The 15,053-nt window shown below is 59.3% G+C and carries 17 protein-coding genes; 15 read left to right on the top strand and 2 right to left on the bottom strand.

Annotated features, from left to right (window positions below; translation table 11 throughout):
• The first annotated feature begins 46 nt into the window (after positions 1-46).
• Complete coding sequence (locus ACR0AO_RS08730; protein WP_480602547.1) at positions 47-301, top strand: GlsB/YeaQ/YmgE family stress response membrane protein; 255 nt, start codon at positions 47-49, stop codon at positions 299-301.
• A gap of 227 nt (positions 302-528) precedes the next feature.
• Here ACR0AO_RS08730 and ACR0AO_RS08735 read toward each other — a convergent pair whose 3' ends face one another.
• The gene (locus tag ACR0AO_RS08735; protein WP_480602550.1) at positions 529-1,368 is read right to left on the bottom strand and encodes a universal stress protein; all 840 of its coding nucleotides are present in this window, start codon (positions 1,366-1,368) and stop codon (positions 529-531) included.
• Between the two features lie 196 nt (positions 1,369-1,564).
• Here ACR0AO_RS08735 and ccoN point away from each other — a divergent pair, with 196 nt between their 5' ends.
• The 11 genes from ccoN (at position 1,565) to nusG (ending at position 11,635) form a co-directional block, all read left to right on the top strand.
• Positions 1,565-3,169 (top strand): cytochrome-c oxidase, cbb3-type subunit I, encoded by a 1,605-nt coding sequence (gene ccoN / locus ACR0AO_RS08740; RefSeq protein WP_480602553.1) that lies wholly within the window; start codon positions 1,565-1,567, stop codon positions 3,167-3,169.
• Between the two features lie 14 nt (positions 3,170-3,183).
• A complete protein-coding gene (gene ccoO, locus ACR0AO_RS08745) occupies positions 3,184-3,912 on the top strand; it encodes a cytochrome-c oxidase, cbb3-type subunit II (protein ID WP_480602557.1) in 729 nt (242 codons plus the stop codon).
• A gap of 11 nt (positions 3,913-3,923) precedes the next feature.
• Positions 3,924-4,109 carry a cbb3-type cytochrome c oxidase subunit 3 gene (locus tag ACR0AO_RS08750; protein ID WP_480602561.1) on the top strand — a complete coding sequence of 62 codons (186 nt, stop codon included), beginning with the start codon at positions 3,924-3,926 and terminating at the stop codon, positions 4,107-4,109.
• Positions 4,106-4,975, top strand: coding sequence for a cytochrome-c oxidase, cbb3-type subunit III (gene ccoP / locus ACR0AO_RS08755; RefSeq protein ID WP_480602569.1), 870 nt, complete (start codon positions 4,106-4,108; stop codon positions 4,973-4,975). Before ACR0AO_RS08750 ends, ccoP begins: the two co-directional genes overlap by 4 nt.
• A 411-nt stretch (positions 4,976-5,386) precedes the next feature.
• Positions 5,387-6,262, top strand: coding sequence for a LysR family transcriptional regulator (locus ACR0AO_RS08760; RefSeq protein ID WP_480602572.1), 876 nt, complete (start codon positions 5,387-5,389; stop codon positions 6,260-6,262).
• Between the two features lie 103 nt (positions 6,263-6,365).
• Complete coding sequence (ccoG, locus tag ACR0AO_RS08765; RefSeq protein WP_480602574.1) at positions 6,366-7,793, top strand: cytochrome c oxidase accessory protein CcoG; 1,428 nt, start codon at positions 6,366-6,368, stop codon at positions 7,791-7,793.
• A gap of 2 nt (positions 7,794-7,795) precedes the next feature.
• Complete coding sequence (locus ACR0AO_RS08770; RefSeq protein ID WP_480602577.1) at positions 7,796-8,254, top strand: FixH family protein; 459 nt, start codon at positions 7,796-7,798, stop codon at positions 8,252-8,254.
• A 3-nt stretch (positions 8,255-8,257) separates the two neighbouring features.
• Complete coding sequence (locus ACR0AO_RS08775) at positions 8,258-10,435, top strand: heavy metal translocating P-type ATPase (protein ID WP_480602582.1); 2,178 nt, start codon at positions 8,258-8,260, stop codon at positions 10,433-10,435.
• A gap of 4 nt (positions 10,436-10,439) precedes the next feature.
• On the top strand, positions 10,440-10,598 hold the full coding sequence (gene ccoS / locus ACR0AO_RS08780; protein WP_480602587.1) for a cbb3-type cytochrome oxidase assembly protein CcoS: 159 nt from the start codon (positions 10,440-10,442) through the stop codon (positions 10,596-10,598).
• 103 nt (positions 10,599-10,701) lie between these two features.
• Complete coding sequence (gene secE / locus ACR0AO_RS08785; protein WP_480602589.1) at positions 10,702-10,899, top strand: preprotein translocase subunit SecE; 198 nt, start codon at positions 10,702-10,704, stop codon at positions 10,897-10,899.
• Positions 10,900-11,101: 202 nt separating this feature from the next.
• On the top strand, positions 11,102-11,635 hold the full coding sequence (gene nusG, locus ACR0AO_RS08790; RefSeq protein WP_480534174.1) for a transcription termination/antitermination protein NusG: 534 nt from the start codon (positions 11,102-11,104) through the stop codon (positions 11,633-11,635).
• Positions 11,636-11,738: 103 nt separating this feature from the next.
• Here nusG and ACR0AO_RS08795 read toward each other — a convergent pair whose 3' ends face one another.
• Positions 11,739-12,245, bottom strand: a complete 507-nt coding sequence (locus ACR0AO_RS08795; protein WP_480602593.1) for a hypothetical protein — start codon at positions 12,243-12,245, stop codon at positions 11,739-11,741.
• Between the two features lie 444 nt (positions 12,246-12,689).
• Between ACR0AO_RS08795 and rplK the strand changes: the two genes are divergently transcribed.
• The 3 genes from rplK (at position 12,690) to ACR0AO_RS08810 (ending at position 14,962) form a co-directional block, all read left to right on the top strand.
• Entirely contained in the window at positions 12,690-13,139 is a 450-nt protein-coding gene (gene rplK / locus ACR0AO_RS08800) for a 50S ribosomal protein L11 (RefSeq protein WP_010440985.1), read from the top strand.
• 1 nt (position 13,140) lies between these two features.
• Positions 13,141-13,839 carry a 50S ribosomal protein L1 gene (gene rplA, locus ACR0AO_RS08805; protein ID WP_480602596.1) on the top strand — a complete coding sequence of 233 codons (699 nt, stop codon included), beginning with the start codon at positions 13,141-13,143 and terminating at the stop codon, positions 13,837-13,839.
• Between the two features lie 175 nt (positions 13,840-14,014).
• Positions 14,015-14,962 (top strand): AEC family transporter, encoded by a 948-nt coding sequence (locus ACR0AO_RS08810; RefSeq protein ID WP_480602599.1) that lies wholly within the window; start codon positions 14,015-14,017, stop codon positions 14,960-14,962.
• Positions 14,963-15,053: the final 91 nt, after the last annotated feature.

Below are 15,053 nucleotides of genomic sequence, written 5' to 3' on the forward strand. Positions count from 1 at the left end.
TTGTCCTTGCATGCTCTACTTCGGCAAATCGCGTGAGGAGGCGAAGATGCAATTTGGAAGCCTGTTGAGCATGTTGATCATCGGCGCCGTCGCTGGTTGGTTGTCGGGCAAGATCATGGAAGGGCGTGGTTTCGGCGTATTTGGCAACATCATCGTCGGGGTCGTCGGCGCATTTCTGGCGGGTCTGATTTTTCCGGCTTTGGGGTTTTCCGTCGGCGGCGGCGTGATCGCGTCGATCTTTCACGCGACGATCGGGGCGGTGATCCTGCTGTTCCTGATCGGATTGATCCGCAAGGCGTGATACCGGCAGGGGAGGGCCTCCCGTCAGTGGAGGCACTGTTGGCTCCGATAGTTTCGCGAAACTCGCTATTGCCTGAGCGCCCCAACCAATGCCCGCGCCGTGATCGGCAAAAGCTGCCAGTGGCTTGAAAGGATATACATGGCCGAGCAGCAGCCTGACGAGGCGAATTTGTAACCGAACCGCAAAAAAAGGCGCCTCGCTGGGCGCCTTCTGCCTATCGGTGAAATTCAGTGTGCCATGAAAACGGGCACCGCTGCCTGTTCCAGCATGTTGCGCGTGGCCCCGCCCAGAATGGCTTCGCGGAAACGGGAATGCCCATAGGCGCCCATGACCAGCATATCCGCATCCGTGTCGGTGGCGTGGCGGTTCAGGATGTCCGATACCCGGGTCATGGTCTTGCTGAGAACGTCGATCTCGCATTTGACCCCGTGCCGCGACAGCAACTGCGACAACAGCCCGCCAGGGTCCGAGCGATCAGGGCCATGCGTGGGCGGGTCGATCACAACGATCCGCACCAGGTCTGCGGCCATGAGGAAAGGCAGCGCGCTGCGGATGGCGCGCATCGCTTCGACACTTTCGTTCCAACCGATCAGAATGGTGCCAGGCCGCGACACCGGCTCAACATCGTCGGGAACCACAAGCACGGGGGCGTGCCCTTCAAACATTGCCGATTCGACAATCGGTTCGGCTTCGGCCCCACGATCCTCGCCGTACGGGCGGGACAGGATTACCAGATCGGAGAACCGCGCGCGATGCGCGACATGGCGGCCCAGATCGGCAATCTGCGCAACGCCGTTTTCCGCCGACCAGCGAACGCCGGATTTTCCAAGGAAATCTTCGGCAAAGTCGAGAATCTCGTCGGCCTCCGCATTCGCGCGGCTGAGTGTTTCCTGAAGAATCAGCGCATTCGCGCCAGCATAATAGTATCCGGTCTGACTGCGGTCGACGCCAAGGCAAAGTGCTTCTGCGTGGCTGTCCTGCGCCTGGGCCAGCGCGACCATCTGGGCCAGTGCGGGTCTCGCCGATGAGATATCCGTCATCACGGTCAGCAGGGATTTGTAGGACATTTTCACCTCTGGGATTTCGGTGCGTCAAAACATGTCACCGACTTTCACATTTCTAAGGTTATGCGTGTCATAGATTTCAGGCTACTGTCTTGACACAGATCAAAGCGACTTTCGCTGCCATTCTACATTACGGCAGCCAGTCAAAGGAGTCTGCGTGGCAGCAAGAACCGCGCGGGACATGGCAAAGGGACGCAAAATGTCAAACTACATCAAGCTTATCGCGCTTGGTCTGATTGCGGTACTCGCCGCGATCGCGACCAACTATGCGCGAGATCTGGCTTATCAGGTGCATGCCATACTCATAATGGTTGTCGCCGCCGGCCTTTTCATCTGGACGCTGCGCCGGACCGACGAAATCCTGCCCATCGATTATGCGGGCGAATACATGGACGACGTCGTGCGCTATGGCGTCATCGCAACTGCATTCTGGGGCGTTGTCGGCTTTCTCGCGGGGACCTTCATCGCATTTCAGCTTGCCTTCCCGGCGCTGAACTTCGAATGGGCTCAGGGATTTGCAAATTTTGGCCGTTTGCGCCCGCTGCACACATCGGCGGTGATCTTTGCCTTTGGCGGCAACGCGCTGATCGCGACCTCATTCTATGTGGTTCAGCGCACCAGCGCCGCACGCCTTTGGGGCGGCAATCTGGCGTGGTTCGTGTTCTGGGGTTACCAGCTGTTCATCGTTCTGGCCGCGACCGGCTATTTGCTTGGAGGGACGCAATCCAAGGAATATGCCGAGCCTGAATGGTACGTGGACCTGTGGCTGACCATCGTCTGGGTTGCTTATCTGGCGGTGTACCTGGGTACGATCATCAAGCGGAAAGAGCCGCATATCTATGTGGCCAACTGGTTCTATCTGTCGTTCATCGTGACGGTGGCCATGCTGCACCTGGTCAACAACATGACCATCCCGGTCAGCATCTGGGGTTCGAAATCCGTCATCGTCTGGTCGGGCGTACAGGACGCCATGATTCAGTGGTGGTACGGCCACAATGCCGTGGGCTTCTTCCTGACCGCCGGTTTCCTGGGCATGATGTATTACTTCATCCCGAAACAGGCCGAGCGTCCGGTCTTCAGCTACAAGCTGTCGATCATTCACTTCTGGGCGCTGATCTTCCTGTATATCTGGGCCGGTCCGCACCACCTGCACTATACCGCGCTGCCTGACTGGGCATCGACGCTTGGCATGGTGTTCTCGGTCGTGCTGTGGATGCCGTCCTGGGGCGGTATGATCAACGGTCTGATGACGCTGAGTGGCGCGTGGGACAAGCTGCGCACCGATCCGGTGATTCGGATGATGGTGATCTCGGTCGGCTTCTACGGCATGTCCACCTTTGAAGGCCCGATGATGTCGATCCGCGCGGTGAACTCGTTGAGCCACTATACAGACTGGACCATCGGCCACGTGCATTCCGGCGCGCTGGGCTGGAACGGCATGATCACATTCGGCGCGCTTTATTATCTGGTGCCCGTCTTGTGGAAGCGTGAACGGCTCTACTCGCTGCAACTGGTCAGCTGGCACTTCTGGCTCGCCACCATCGGCATCGTGCTCTACGCCGCGTCGATGTGGGTGACCGGTATCATGGAAGGCCTGATGTGGCGTGAAGTGGATGCCAACGGCTTCCTGGTGAACTCGTTCGCCGACACCGTGGCCGCCAAGTTCCCGATGTATGTGGTGCGTGCGCTGGGTGGGGTCATGTTCCTCGCGGGTGCTGTGATCATGTGCTACAACCTGTGGATGACCGTTCGTCGGGCGCCGGCCAAAGAGGCCAGCCTCGGCGTCGCGGTCCCGGCTGAATAAGGAGGGCCGGAGCAATGGCAATTCTCGACAAACACAAGATCCTCGAGACCAACGCGACCCTCCTGCTGATCTTCAGCTTTCTGGTCGTGACCATCGGTGGCCTGGTGCAGATCACCCCGTTGTTCTACCTTGAGAACACCATCGAGAAGGTGGAGGGGATGCGCCCCTACACACCTCTGGAGATGGCTGGGCGTGAGGTCTATATCCGCGAAGGCTGCTATGTCTGTCACAGCCAGATGATCCGCCCGATGCGGGACGAGGTCGAACGCTATGGCCACTATTCGCTGGCGGCTGAGTCGATGTATGACCACCCGTTCCAGTGGGGGTCGAAACGCACCGGGCCGGATCTGGCCCGCGTCGGCGGCCGCTACTCGGATGAATGGCACGTGGATCACCTGCGCGACCCGCAGGCGGTGGTCCCGGAATCGGTGATGCCGAAGTACGGCTTCCTCGAAGACCGGAAGATCGACGGCAAGTATATCGGCGACATCATGGCCGCAAACGCCCTGGTCGGCACGCCCTATACCGACGAGATGCTGGAAAACGCTGTCGCCGATTTCAGGGCGCAGGCCGATCCGGACAGCGACTATGACGGCCTGCTCGAGCGCTATGGCGACAAGGTCAATGTGCGCAACTTCGACGGTCAGCCCGGTATCTCCGAGGCCGATGCGATGATCGCCTATCTGCAGATGCTGGGCACGTTGGTCGATTTCTCGACCTTCACCCCGGATGAAAGCCGCTAGGGAGGAATGTGATGGAAGAATACATGATCCTTCGGCAATTCGCGGATAGCTGGATGCTGCTGGTGCTGTTTGCCTTCTTCATCGGCGTGGTCCTTTGGGTCTTCCGCCCCGGTGCAGGCAAAGAGCATCGCGACAGCGCCAACATCCCGTTCCGGCATCAAGATAAACCCGCCACATCCGAGGAGGCGCGGCAATGAGCAAGACACCTGAAAAGCAACCGGGTGATCCGAAGACGACCGGCCATACCTGGGACGGGATCGAGGAGTTTGACAACCCGATGCCACGCTGGTGGCTGTGGACCTTTTACGCCACCATCATCTGGGCCGTGATCTATACTATCGCCTATCCGGCCTGGCCGCTGGTCAACTCGGCCACTGCGGGTGTGCTGGGCTGGTCGACCCGTGGCGACGTGGCCGCCGAGATCTCGGCGGTGGAAGAGTCCAACGCGGCCATCAATGACAAGCTGGCATCCGTGGAACTGACTGCGATTCAGGGTGACGCCGAACTGAACGGCTATGCGGTTTCGGCCGGCAGCGCCGTGTTCAAGACATGGTGCGCACAGTGCCACGGTTCGGGCGCGGCAGGGGCCAAGGGTTATCCGAACCTGCTGGACGACAGCTGGCTGTGGGGCGGGGATATCGAAAGCATCCACTTCACCGTCACCCATGGCATTCGCAACGAGGACAGCGACGAGGCGCGGTATTCCGAAATGCCCGCATTCGGACGCGACGAATTGCTGGGCCATGAAGAAATCGATCAGGTCGTGAACTATGTCATGTCGTTGTCGGGTGAACCGAAAGACGCAGGCGCGGTCGAAGCCGGATCGGTGGTCTTTGCCGACAATTGCTCAGCCTGCCACGCTGAGGACGGCACCGGCGACGTTTTCCAGGGCGCTCCGAATCTGACGGATGCAATCTGGCTCTATGGCGGCGACTACGACACGCTTGTCGAGACCGTCAGCAACAGCCGGTTCGGCGTCATGCCTGCCTGGAACACCCGTCTGACCGAAGCCCAGATCCGCGCGGTTTCGGCCTATGTCCACCAGCTGGGCGGCGGTGAATAAGGTTTGAGGATACCTCCGGGCGGCACGCCGCCCGGAGGGTGAGGTGCCGGCTGTTCCATCTGTTCGCGCGTTTCCAGAACAGCCGGCACCAAATACATATCCGCAATGCATGTTTACACCATGAAAAACCGTCCGGTCCAGACGATCTCTGAACCGGGCGGTTTTTCAATTTGTGAGGTCAGGGGGCGAACCCTAACGGCGTCAGAACAACTCGTGCCACCAACGCGCCCGCCGCTTTGCGGCACCGGATGCGGGTGCCGCGGGTTTGACGCGGGCTGCGGTCATGAAAGCTGTGGCGTAAATCGATAGCATCTTTGGCCTCCATTTTTTGCGCTTCCCGAAATCATCCTTGATCGAAGTCGCCAGAAATGCGACTCAAAAGGAAAGTAAATATGTAAGTTAGGATTACATATGAATTGGCTTCGACTGCCTCCTCTGGCATCGCTCAGAGCTTTTTCTGCCTTTGCCGAAACAGGAAATGTGGTGCAGGCAGGCGCGGCCCTGAATGTCAGCCATGCTGCAATCAGCCAGCAGTTGCGGGCGCTCGAAAAGCATTTGGGCGCCAATCTGCTCGACCGGCGGGGCCGCGCCCTGTCCCTGACGCCCCAGGGGCGGCGGCTGGCGCAAGCTCTGGAACTGGGGTTCGGCGCCATAGCAACGGCGGTGGAAGAAGTCGGGCGTCAAGGTGAAACGCGCCCGGTTCACGTTTCATTGACTTCAAGTTTTGCGGCATTCTGGCTGATGCCACGGCTGCCGGCGTTCCAGAAGGATCATCCCGAGATTGACCTGGTGCTGGATCCGACACCCGACCTGGTGGCGTTCCGGCCCGGTGGTGTGGATCTGGCCATAAGGTTCGGTCAGGGTGAATGGCCCGGCGTTCAGGCGCAATTGCTGTTCGAGTCGCCGCTGGTGGTTGTTGCCGCGCCTTCGTTGATGGCCGGGCGTGACACGCTGACACCGCAGGAAATTGCCGAACTGCCGTGGCTGGAACAGCTGGGCACGACCGAGATGTCGAACTGGCTGTCGGCGCACGGACTCGTGCACAAAACGGGGGCGACCAACATCCACCTGCCGGGAAACCTGACGCTTGACGCGGCGCGCGCCGGGCAGGGCGTTACCGTCGCCGTGCGGCATTTTGTCGAGCGCGATCTCGACGCGGGCCTGCTGGTCGAGCTGTTTCAGGAGCGGCAGGCAACCGGATATTACATCGTTACCGGCGCGTCCGGGCTGCGCCCGGCGGCGAAGACCTTTCTGGGATGGCTCCTGAAAGAGGCGCGGCGCGGTTGACAAAAGGTGCTTGTACGATGCGCTTTTTGACCCATGTCAAAGCTGTTCAAAGTATGATCTGGAACAAGACGCGCTTGAAGCCCCCCTTATCTGGAGCAATTCCGTGAGCGATTCCGATCCCGCACCCAGCCTCTACGCCGCGAGGGAGCCGATTTTTCCGCGCCGCGTGTCAGGTCCGTTCCGAAATCTGAAATGGATCATCATGGCGGTGACGTTGGGTATCTACTACCTGACGCCATGGATTCGCTGGGACCGGGGGCCAAACCTGCCGGATCAGGCGGTGCTGCTGGATATGGCCAATCGCCGGTTCTATTTCTTTTGGATTGAAATCTGGCCGCACGAATTTTATTTCGTGGCCGGTTTGCTGATCATGGCCGGGCTGGGCCTGTTTCTGTTCACCTCGGCTCTTGGCCGGGTCTGGTGCGGTTATGCCTGCCCGCAGACGGTCTGGACCGATCTCTATATCCTGGTGGAGCGCTGGATCGAAGGCGACCGCAACGCGCGTTTGCGCCTGCACCACCAAAAGAAGCTCGATTTCCGGAAGGTAAGGCTGCGGGTGACGAAATGGGTCGTGTGGCTGTTGATCGGTCTCGCCACCGGCGGGGCTTGGGTGTTCTATTTCGCCGATGCGCCGACACTCGCGCGGGATCTGGTCACTTTGAATGCGCATCCGATCGCCTATACCACAATGGCGGTTCTGACCTTCACCACGTTTTTCTTCGGCGGTTTCGCCCGCGAGCAGATCTGTATCTATGCCTGCCCTTGGCCGCGCATTCAGGCGGCGATGATGGACGAGGATACGCTTGTCGTCGGCTATCGCGAATGGCGGGGTGAGCCGCGCGGCAAGGGCAAGCGCACGGCGGATTCGGAACTGGGTGACTGCATCGACTGCATGGCCTGTGTCAATGTCTGCCCGGTTGGCATCGACATCCGCGACGGGCAGCAGCTTGAATGCATCACCTGCGCCCTGTGCATTGACGCCTGTGACGACATGATGGCCAAGATCGGCAAGCCGCGCGGGCTGGTCGATTATATGGCGCTGAGCGACGAAACCCGCGAACGCGCCGGCCAACCGCCAAAGGATGTCTTGAAACACATCCTGCGCCCGCGCACCATTCTCTATACCGGACTTTGGGCCGCCGTGGGTTTTGCGCTGTTGTTCGCGCTCTTTATCCGTTCCGATATCGATCTGACGGTGGCCCCGGTGCGCAACCCGACTTTCGTCACCCTGTCCGACGGGTCGATCCGGAATACCTATGATGTCCGGTTGCGCAACAAATATGGCGAAGACCGCCTGTTCAAACTGTCCCTGACGGGGGATCCGTCGATGCGGATCCAGATCGAAGGCACCGACTTTGACGTTGTCAACGTTCCGGCTGACACAGCGCAGCTTACTCGTGTATATATCATGTCCTCAAGGGAATCCGCACCGTCCGCGGCGCAGGCAACCCCGGTCCGGATCTGGGTCGAGGATCTGACCAGCGGCGAGCGGGCCTATAAGGACACCACGTTCAACGGGCGAGGGAACTGATTATGGCGGAACGTCAATTTACCGGAAAGCATGCGCTGGCCGTGTTCGTTGGGGCGTTTGGCGTGATCATCGCGGTCAACCTGATACTGGCGTATAGCGCGGTCAAAACCTTTCCGGGGCTTGAGGTGAAGAATTCCTATGTCGCCAGCCAGGAATTCGACAACCGCCGTGATGCGCAGGAGGCTTTGGGCTGGACCGTTCGCGCCGAAGCCACGGGCGGCCTGATTTTTCTTTCGATCACGGATGAGGCAGGAAAACCCGTCGAGGTTCAGAAGCTCGACGCGGTGGTGGGCCGCGCCACGCATGTGAACGAGGATACCCGGCCCGAATTCCGTTTTGACGGCACCGCCTATGTCGCCAAGGCGGAACTGGGGAAAGGCAACTGGAACATTCGGATGGTGGCCAGGGCGGAAGACGGAACCGAATTCACCCAGCGGGTGGTTCTGAACGTGAAAGGGTAACGCATGACCGCTCAGATGCGCTCCGGAACAGCCGCCTGCCCCGGTTGCCTCGCGGCGCCAGCCGAACCAGCGCGTCCCGTCCCCGAAGACGTGCAGATCGCGCTGTCGCTGCCGGGCATCCACTGTTCCGGCTGCATCGCCACGGTCGAGCGCGAGCTGAACGCCTGTCCGGGCGTCGAGAATGCCAGGGTCAACCTGACGCTCAAACGGGCGATGGTGCAGGCCGCACCGGACGTGCGCGCCGCCGATCTGATCCCGGTGCTGGAAAGCGCGGGCTATGAGGCCCATGAACTGGATCCGGGCGCGTTGAAGACAACCCAGGCCGACAAGGCCGGTCGCGACCTGCTGATGCGCCTTGCGGTTGCGGGATTTGCGTCGATGAACGTGATGCTGCTCTCGGTTTCGGTCTGGTCCGGGGCAACGGACGCGACGCGGGACATGTTCCACTGGATTTCGGCGGCCATTGCGCTGCCGGCCATCGCGTTCTCGGCACAACCGTTCTTTGCCAACGCGTGGAGCGCGCTGCGGGTGCGCCGCCTGAACATGGACGTACCGATCGTTCTGGCGATCCTGCTGGCGCTTGCCACTTCGGTATGGGAAACCTCGCTAAGCGGCGAACACGCCTATTTCGATGCCGCTCTGACGCTGACCTTTTTCCTTCTGGCGGGTCGCTATCTCGACTATCGCACGCGTGCGGTGGCGCGTTCGGCCGCCGAAGAACTGGCGGCGCTTGAAGTGCCCAGAGCCATCCGTGTGTCCAACGGAATCGAGGAGGAGGTCGCGGTTTCCGCTCTGGCGACAGGGGATCTGGTGCTTGTCCGCCCCGGCGGACGGATGCCGGTGGATGGCGAGATCGTTTCGGGCCGGTCCGAGCTGGACCGCTCGCTTTTGACCGGTGAAACGCTCCCCGTCTTCGCCGAGCCGGGCCTTGCCGTCAGCGCGGGTGAGGTGAACCTGACCGGCCCCCTGACCATCCGGGCCACGGCGGTGGGGCAGGATACCTCGCTGCACCGCATGGCCGATCTTGTCGCCATCGCCGAGTCGGGGCGGTCGCGCTATACCTCTCTGGCCGACAGCGCAGCAAAGCTTTACGCGCCCGGCGTTCATATCCTGTCGGCACTTAGTTTTGTGGGCTGGTACCTCTATTCGGGCGATGTGCGCACGGCGCTGAATATCGCGGCTGCCGTACTCATCATCACCTGCCCCTGCGCCCTGGGGCTGGCGGTTCCCGCCGTGACCACCGCCGCGTCGGGGCGGCTGTTTCGGCGCGGAATGCTGATCAAGCACGCAACCGCGCTGGAGCGTCTGGCCGAGGTGGATACCGTGGTTTTCGACAAGACCGGCACTCTGACCGCCGGAATGCCTGAACTGACCAATCTGGGCGAACACGCGCGGAGCGATCTGGAAATTGCATTGGCGCTGGCCGGGGCGTCGTCGCATCCGTTGTCCGTCTCGCTGGCCCGGGCCGCGCGCGCCGCCGGGATCAGACCGGCCAATGTGACGGACTTGGCCGAAATCCCCGGTTTCGGTACCGAAGGGCAATATCGCGGGCAGATCGTGCGCCTGGGCCGTGCCGCGTGGGTGGGTGCCGCGCAGGGGCATCAAACCGCCGCCTGGCTGGCGGTTGGCGACCGGGCGCCGGTGGCGTTTTTCTATACCGATGCGTTGCGCCTCGGTGCGGCGCAGGCGGTCGCCGCGATTCGGGATGCGGGCAAAGATGTGGTGCTGATCTCGGGCGATACCAAGGGCGCCGTTGCGGCACTGGCGGACCGGCTTGGCATTGCGGACTGGGTGTCTGAGGCCCTGCCCGAAGAAAAGGCTGGGCGGGTGCAAGCCCTCACAGACAGGGGCCGCAAGGTTTTGATGGTGGGTGATGGTCTTAACGACACGGCGGCGCTTGCGGCGGCGCATGTGTCGATCTCGCCCGCCTCGGCGCTGGATGCGGCGCGGGTGGCGTCGGATATCGTGCTACTGGGCAATGACCTGTCCCCGATTGCCGAGGCCTGCGATACCGCTGCAAAGGCAACTCGGCGCATTCGCGAGAACTTTCAGATCGCCACCGTCTATAACGTCATCGCGGTCCCCCTGGCGGTCGCCGGGCTGGCGACGCCGCTGATTGCGGCCTTGGCGATGTCGACCTCATCAATTACCGTATCCCTGAACGCATTGCGGCTGAGGTGACCCGATGGAAGTTCTGGCCTATCTGATCCCGATTTCCCTGTTTCTGGGCGGCGTCGGCCTTGTCGCGTTCATCTATACGGTGCGTTCAAACCAGTATGATGACCCGGAAGGCGACGCACGCCGGATTCTGAGCAACGAATGGGATGACAAGCCCAAGCCCTAGCGGCGATCCGATCGGAATCTGCGGACGCGCCGCGACTGCCCTTGAAATTACCGCAATGCCCGGCTATGTCCGGCCCATCCGCTAGCAGAGAGAACCAAGCCACATGGCCACCATCAATCCGATCCAGTTCATTCAGCAGGTCCGCGCCGAAGTTGCCAAGGTCGTCTGGCCGACCCGTCGCGAGGTGCTGTTGACTACGGTCATGGTGTTCATCATGGCGGCGCTGACGGCTGTGTTTTTTGCGCTGGTCGATCTGGGCATTCGCGGTGCCCTGCAACTGGTTCTGGGCGCGTTCGGTTAAGGCGGGTCTGGCGGGGCGCGAACGCCACTGCCCCCTTGCACAGGGCGCGATGTCAGAGTAGGTCACGCGGTACTATTCGGAATGGGCGTGCGGCGATTCGGGCTGCGCGCCGCTTTTTATTCCGGGTGATGTGACAGAATTTCAATGATGGGCGCACGCCGCAATAGGGTTGCGCCGAAGGCAGAACAAGGACAACAGGTTCATGGCGAAACGGTGGTACTCGGTCAGCGTTCTTTCGAATTTCGAAAAGAAGATCGCAGAGCAGATCCGCACGTCCGTGGCCGAGCAGGGCCTTGAGGACGATATCGACGAGGTTCTGGTGCCCACCGAAGAGGTGATCGAAGTGCGCCGGGGCAAGAAGGTCACGACCGAACGCCGGTTCATGCCCGGTTACGTTCTGGTGCATATGGAAATGTCGGATCAGGGCTATCATCTGATCAACTCGATCAACCGCGTCACCGGTTTTCTGGGCCCGCAAGGCCGCCCGATGCCGATGCGCGACGCCGAGGTGAACCAGATCCTCAACCGCGTTCAGGAAGGCGAAGAAGCGCCCAAGCTGATGATCAGCTTCGAGATCGGCGAAAAGGTCAAGGTCAACGACGGCCCGTTCGAAGATTTCGACGGCATGGTCGAGGGCGTGGACGACGAGAACCAGAAGCTAAAGGTCTCGGTTTCGATCTTTGGCCGGGAAACCCCGGTCGAGCTGGACTTCACGCAGGTGACCAAGCAGAGCTAACGAGTTCTTCAACGAGATTTGCAGCGCCGCGATGCCACTGGCAACGCGGCGTTTTTGCTTGTTTAACGAACAATTGTACAATCGGAAACTTAGTTTTCAGTGTTCATTGGGTATCCTGTTCGAGTTTTCGCTTGTCGAAAAAGTCACAGCGTTCCAACTGGTAGTCGCGTCGATAGGGCGGCCCCTGCGGCATCTCGGAAAAGAAGTGCCTGTCCTCGTCGCTACACGAGTAGTGCCCAATTCCCAGAGATTTGAGGTAATGCGTGAGCGAAGTACCATAATATCTTGAAATGCTGCTTAAATCGTCTTGATTACGCCATCTTCTTTCCGTCTCAAAATTTGGAAAAAACCGAATAGTGCAGTCTCCGCCCAGAAATTCATCACTTTCGTACAAAACGACGCAGTTTATTTCTCGGCCAAGAACAGAAAGGCTAAGTAGCTTCGGGTCTACTGCGTACCCCCACTGGCGAACTGTCACCATCTTATGATTGCTCTCGCCACTTGGATTCAACAACATCAAACCACCTGACGTTACACCAACGACAGTACCTTCAATCGATGGCAACTGTTTGGCGTGAGCTTCAAGTTCAGGTGTTACCGCGGTCGCCATAGACGGCATACCTAGTATGCCCACGACAAATAGCGTCAGTGCGTGCGAACAACTTTTTTTGTAGAACAAATGCCTGCTACCACTTCAAGTCAATTTAAAGTTGAATTCCATCTTGCCCAACTAGCCATGGCTGACAAGAAATAGTTTCTTGAGTTCTGCTAAGTGCCGTTAGGTCGTGCATTAAGCTAAAAACCATTCATCAGGCGTTAGCGGACCCGATACTGTCATCGTCGTACCGATCCACATTCAACATTTTGGACGCTAGGTGACAGTTTATGATTGTGGTCTCGTCCCCTTGCCAACCCTGCCATTCCCCTATAAACGCCGCCCATCGTCTTCGGGCGAGATTCTCTCGTGGGAGATTGCTGGGATCGCGATCCCGGATCGGACCACGCAACATAATCTGGTCGGGGCGCGCCCCAACCGAGTTGAAAGGAAAACCAAATGGCCAAGAAGCTTGCTGGTACGATGAAGCTGCAGGTTCCTGCAGGTCAGGCGAACCCGTCGCCGCCAGTTGGTCCGGCGCTGGGTCAGCGCGGCATCAACATCATGGAATTCTGCAAGGCGTTCAACGCCAAGACCGCAGACATGGAGCCCGGCGCGCCGTGCCCGACCGTGATCACCTATTATCAGGACAAGTCCTTCACCATGGACATCAAGACGCCGCCCGCGTCTTACTACCTGAAAAAAGCGGCTGGTCTGAAGCCGGTCGGCAAGCGTAACCGGCCCCGTGGTGCGGAAAACCCCGGTCGCGAGACCGTGGCCACCGTGACCTCGAAGCAGGTTCGCGAAATCGCCGAAGCCAAAATGAAAGATCTGAACGCCAACGACGTCGAAGGCGCAATGCAGATCATCCTGGGCTCGGCCCGCTCCATGGGCATCGAGGTGAAGTAAGATGGCAAAACTCGGTAAACGTACCCGCGCCGCGCGCGAGGCATTCGCTGGCAAGGAAAACCTGTCGGTCGAAGATGCAGTTGCCCTGGTCAAAGCCAATGCAACCTCTAAATTCGACGAAACCGTCGAAATCGCGATGAACCTCGGCGTCGACACCCGTCACGCAGACCAGATGGTTCGCGGCGTTGTCGGCCTGCCCAACGGCACCGGTAAAGCAATGCGCGTTGCTGTTTTCGCACGTGGCCCCAAGGCGGACGAGGCGAAAGAAGCTGGCGCGGACATCGTTGGCGCAGAGGACCTGATGGAAACCATCCAGGGCGGCACCATCGAGTTCGATCGCTGCATCGCGACCCCGGACATGATGCCGGTCGTTGGCCGTCTGGGTAAGATCCTCGGCCCGCGCAACCTGATGCCGAACCCAAAGGTCGGCACCGTTACCATGGACGTGAAAGCGGCCGTGGAAGCAGCCAAGGGCGGCGAAGTTCAGTTCAAGGCGGAAAAAGGCGGCGTCGTGCACGCAGGCGTCGGCAAAGCATCCTTTGACGAAGCCAAGCTGGTTGAAAACATCCGTGCCTTTGTCTCGGCCGTTGCCAAGGCCAAGCCGTCGGGCGCCAAGGGCACCTACATGAAGAAAATCGCGCTGAGCTCGACCATGGGCCCCGGCGTGACCGTGGACGTGGCTGCCGCTTCGAGCGAATAAGCCCCAGCCTTCACGTTGAAAATTGGTCCCGGGTGGTGCGAACCGCCCGGGTTTTTTTGTTTTGTGCCACAAGAGGCGCAGGATATCGTCGCGGAAGGTTTTTTGCTATGATCCTCAAATCCTTCGTAAAAGCAGGTGTTGGTTTTGTGATTAGCCAGTTGGAGTCGATGACAAGGTGCAGTTCGAAAGTCTTATAGACTCCTTTGTTGTCTTGTTGGCATTGGTTGGGGCAGCAGTCTGGTTCAAACGCAGGGCCGTTATCCAGGAGCATGAACAGGGCGTTTTTGCCCGGCTGATTACGGATTTTGCGCTTCCCGCTCTGATTTTTGCAAACTTAAGCCGCGAGCCATTTGATTTTGGAAATTTCAAACTTGCCGCAATTCTGTTTGCAGCAATTGCGATAGTCATGTGCGTGGCCTGGCAGATAGGCCGTCGGATGAAGCTGGATAGCCCTGTCCTTGGTTCGGTTATTTTGGTGTCGGGTGTCGGAAGCACATCGACACTCGGATACTCGCTTATTCAGAACATCTACGGTGACAACAGCGCGGTCATGAGCCAATTGGTGATTATGGGCGAGGTCGGTGTGGTTCTACCCCTGTTTACCATCGGTGTCGCCATCGCAAGCTATTTCGGAGAGAGTTCCGAAGATGGCCCCCGTGTTAGTTCGGCACTGCGAACATTTATTAGATCTCCGATTTTTGTCGCCTTTTTGCTTGGAATCTTTGCCTCTCTTTTGGGGGTTCCGCAGGACACCAAGTTGACGCAATTGCTGAACGCATTTCTTGCGATAGCAGCCGATTCGCTGACTTTTCTGGTGGCTTTTACTATAGGACTCATGCTTCGACCGATCGGGGTGAAGCGAATGGCGGGTCTGTTTTTACTTGTTTGCTTCCTCAAGTTGGTACTGGAGCCATTGGTCGCAGGCGGGTTTGCCGTTGTTCTCGGTCTGCCTGATTTCCAGCGGAGTATTTTGATTGTTGAGGCGGCGATGCCTTCAGGTGCCCTGGCCGTCGTGATTGCTGCCAGATATGGGTGCGACGCAGCCGTTGCATCGGCGCTTTTGATTGCCACCTTCGCTTTGAGCCTACTTGCCATTCCTCTGATCGGTGCCTTGACGCTTTAGATGTTCCCGCGCGGCGAGTGGATATACCGGCGTCCCGGTTCCGGATGCGATGCCATTTAAAAATGGCTGGAAAGGTCGCGTTCCACACATT

Source organism: Ruegeria sp. AF8 (genome assembly GCF_056541825.1).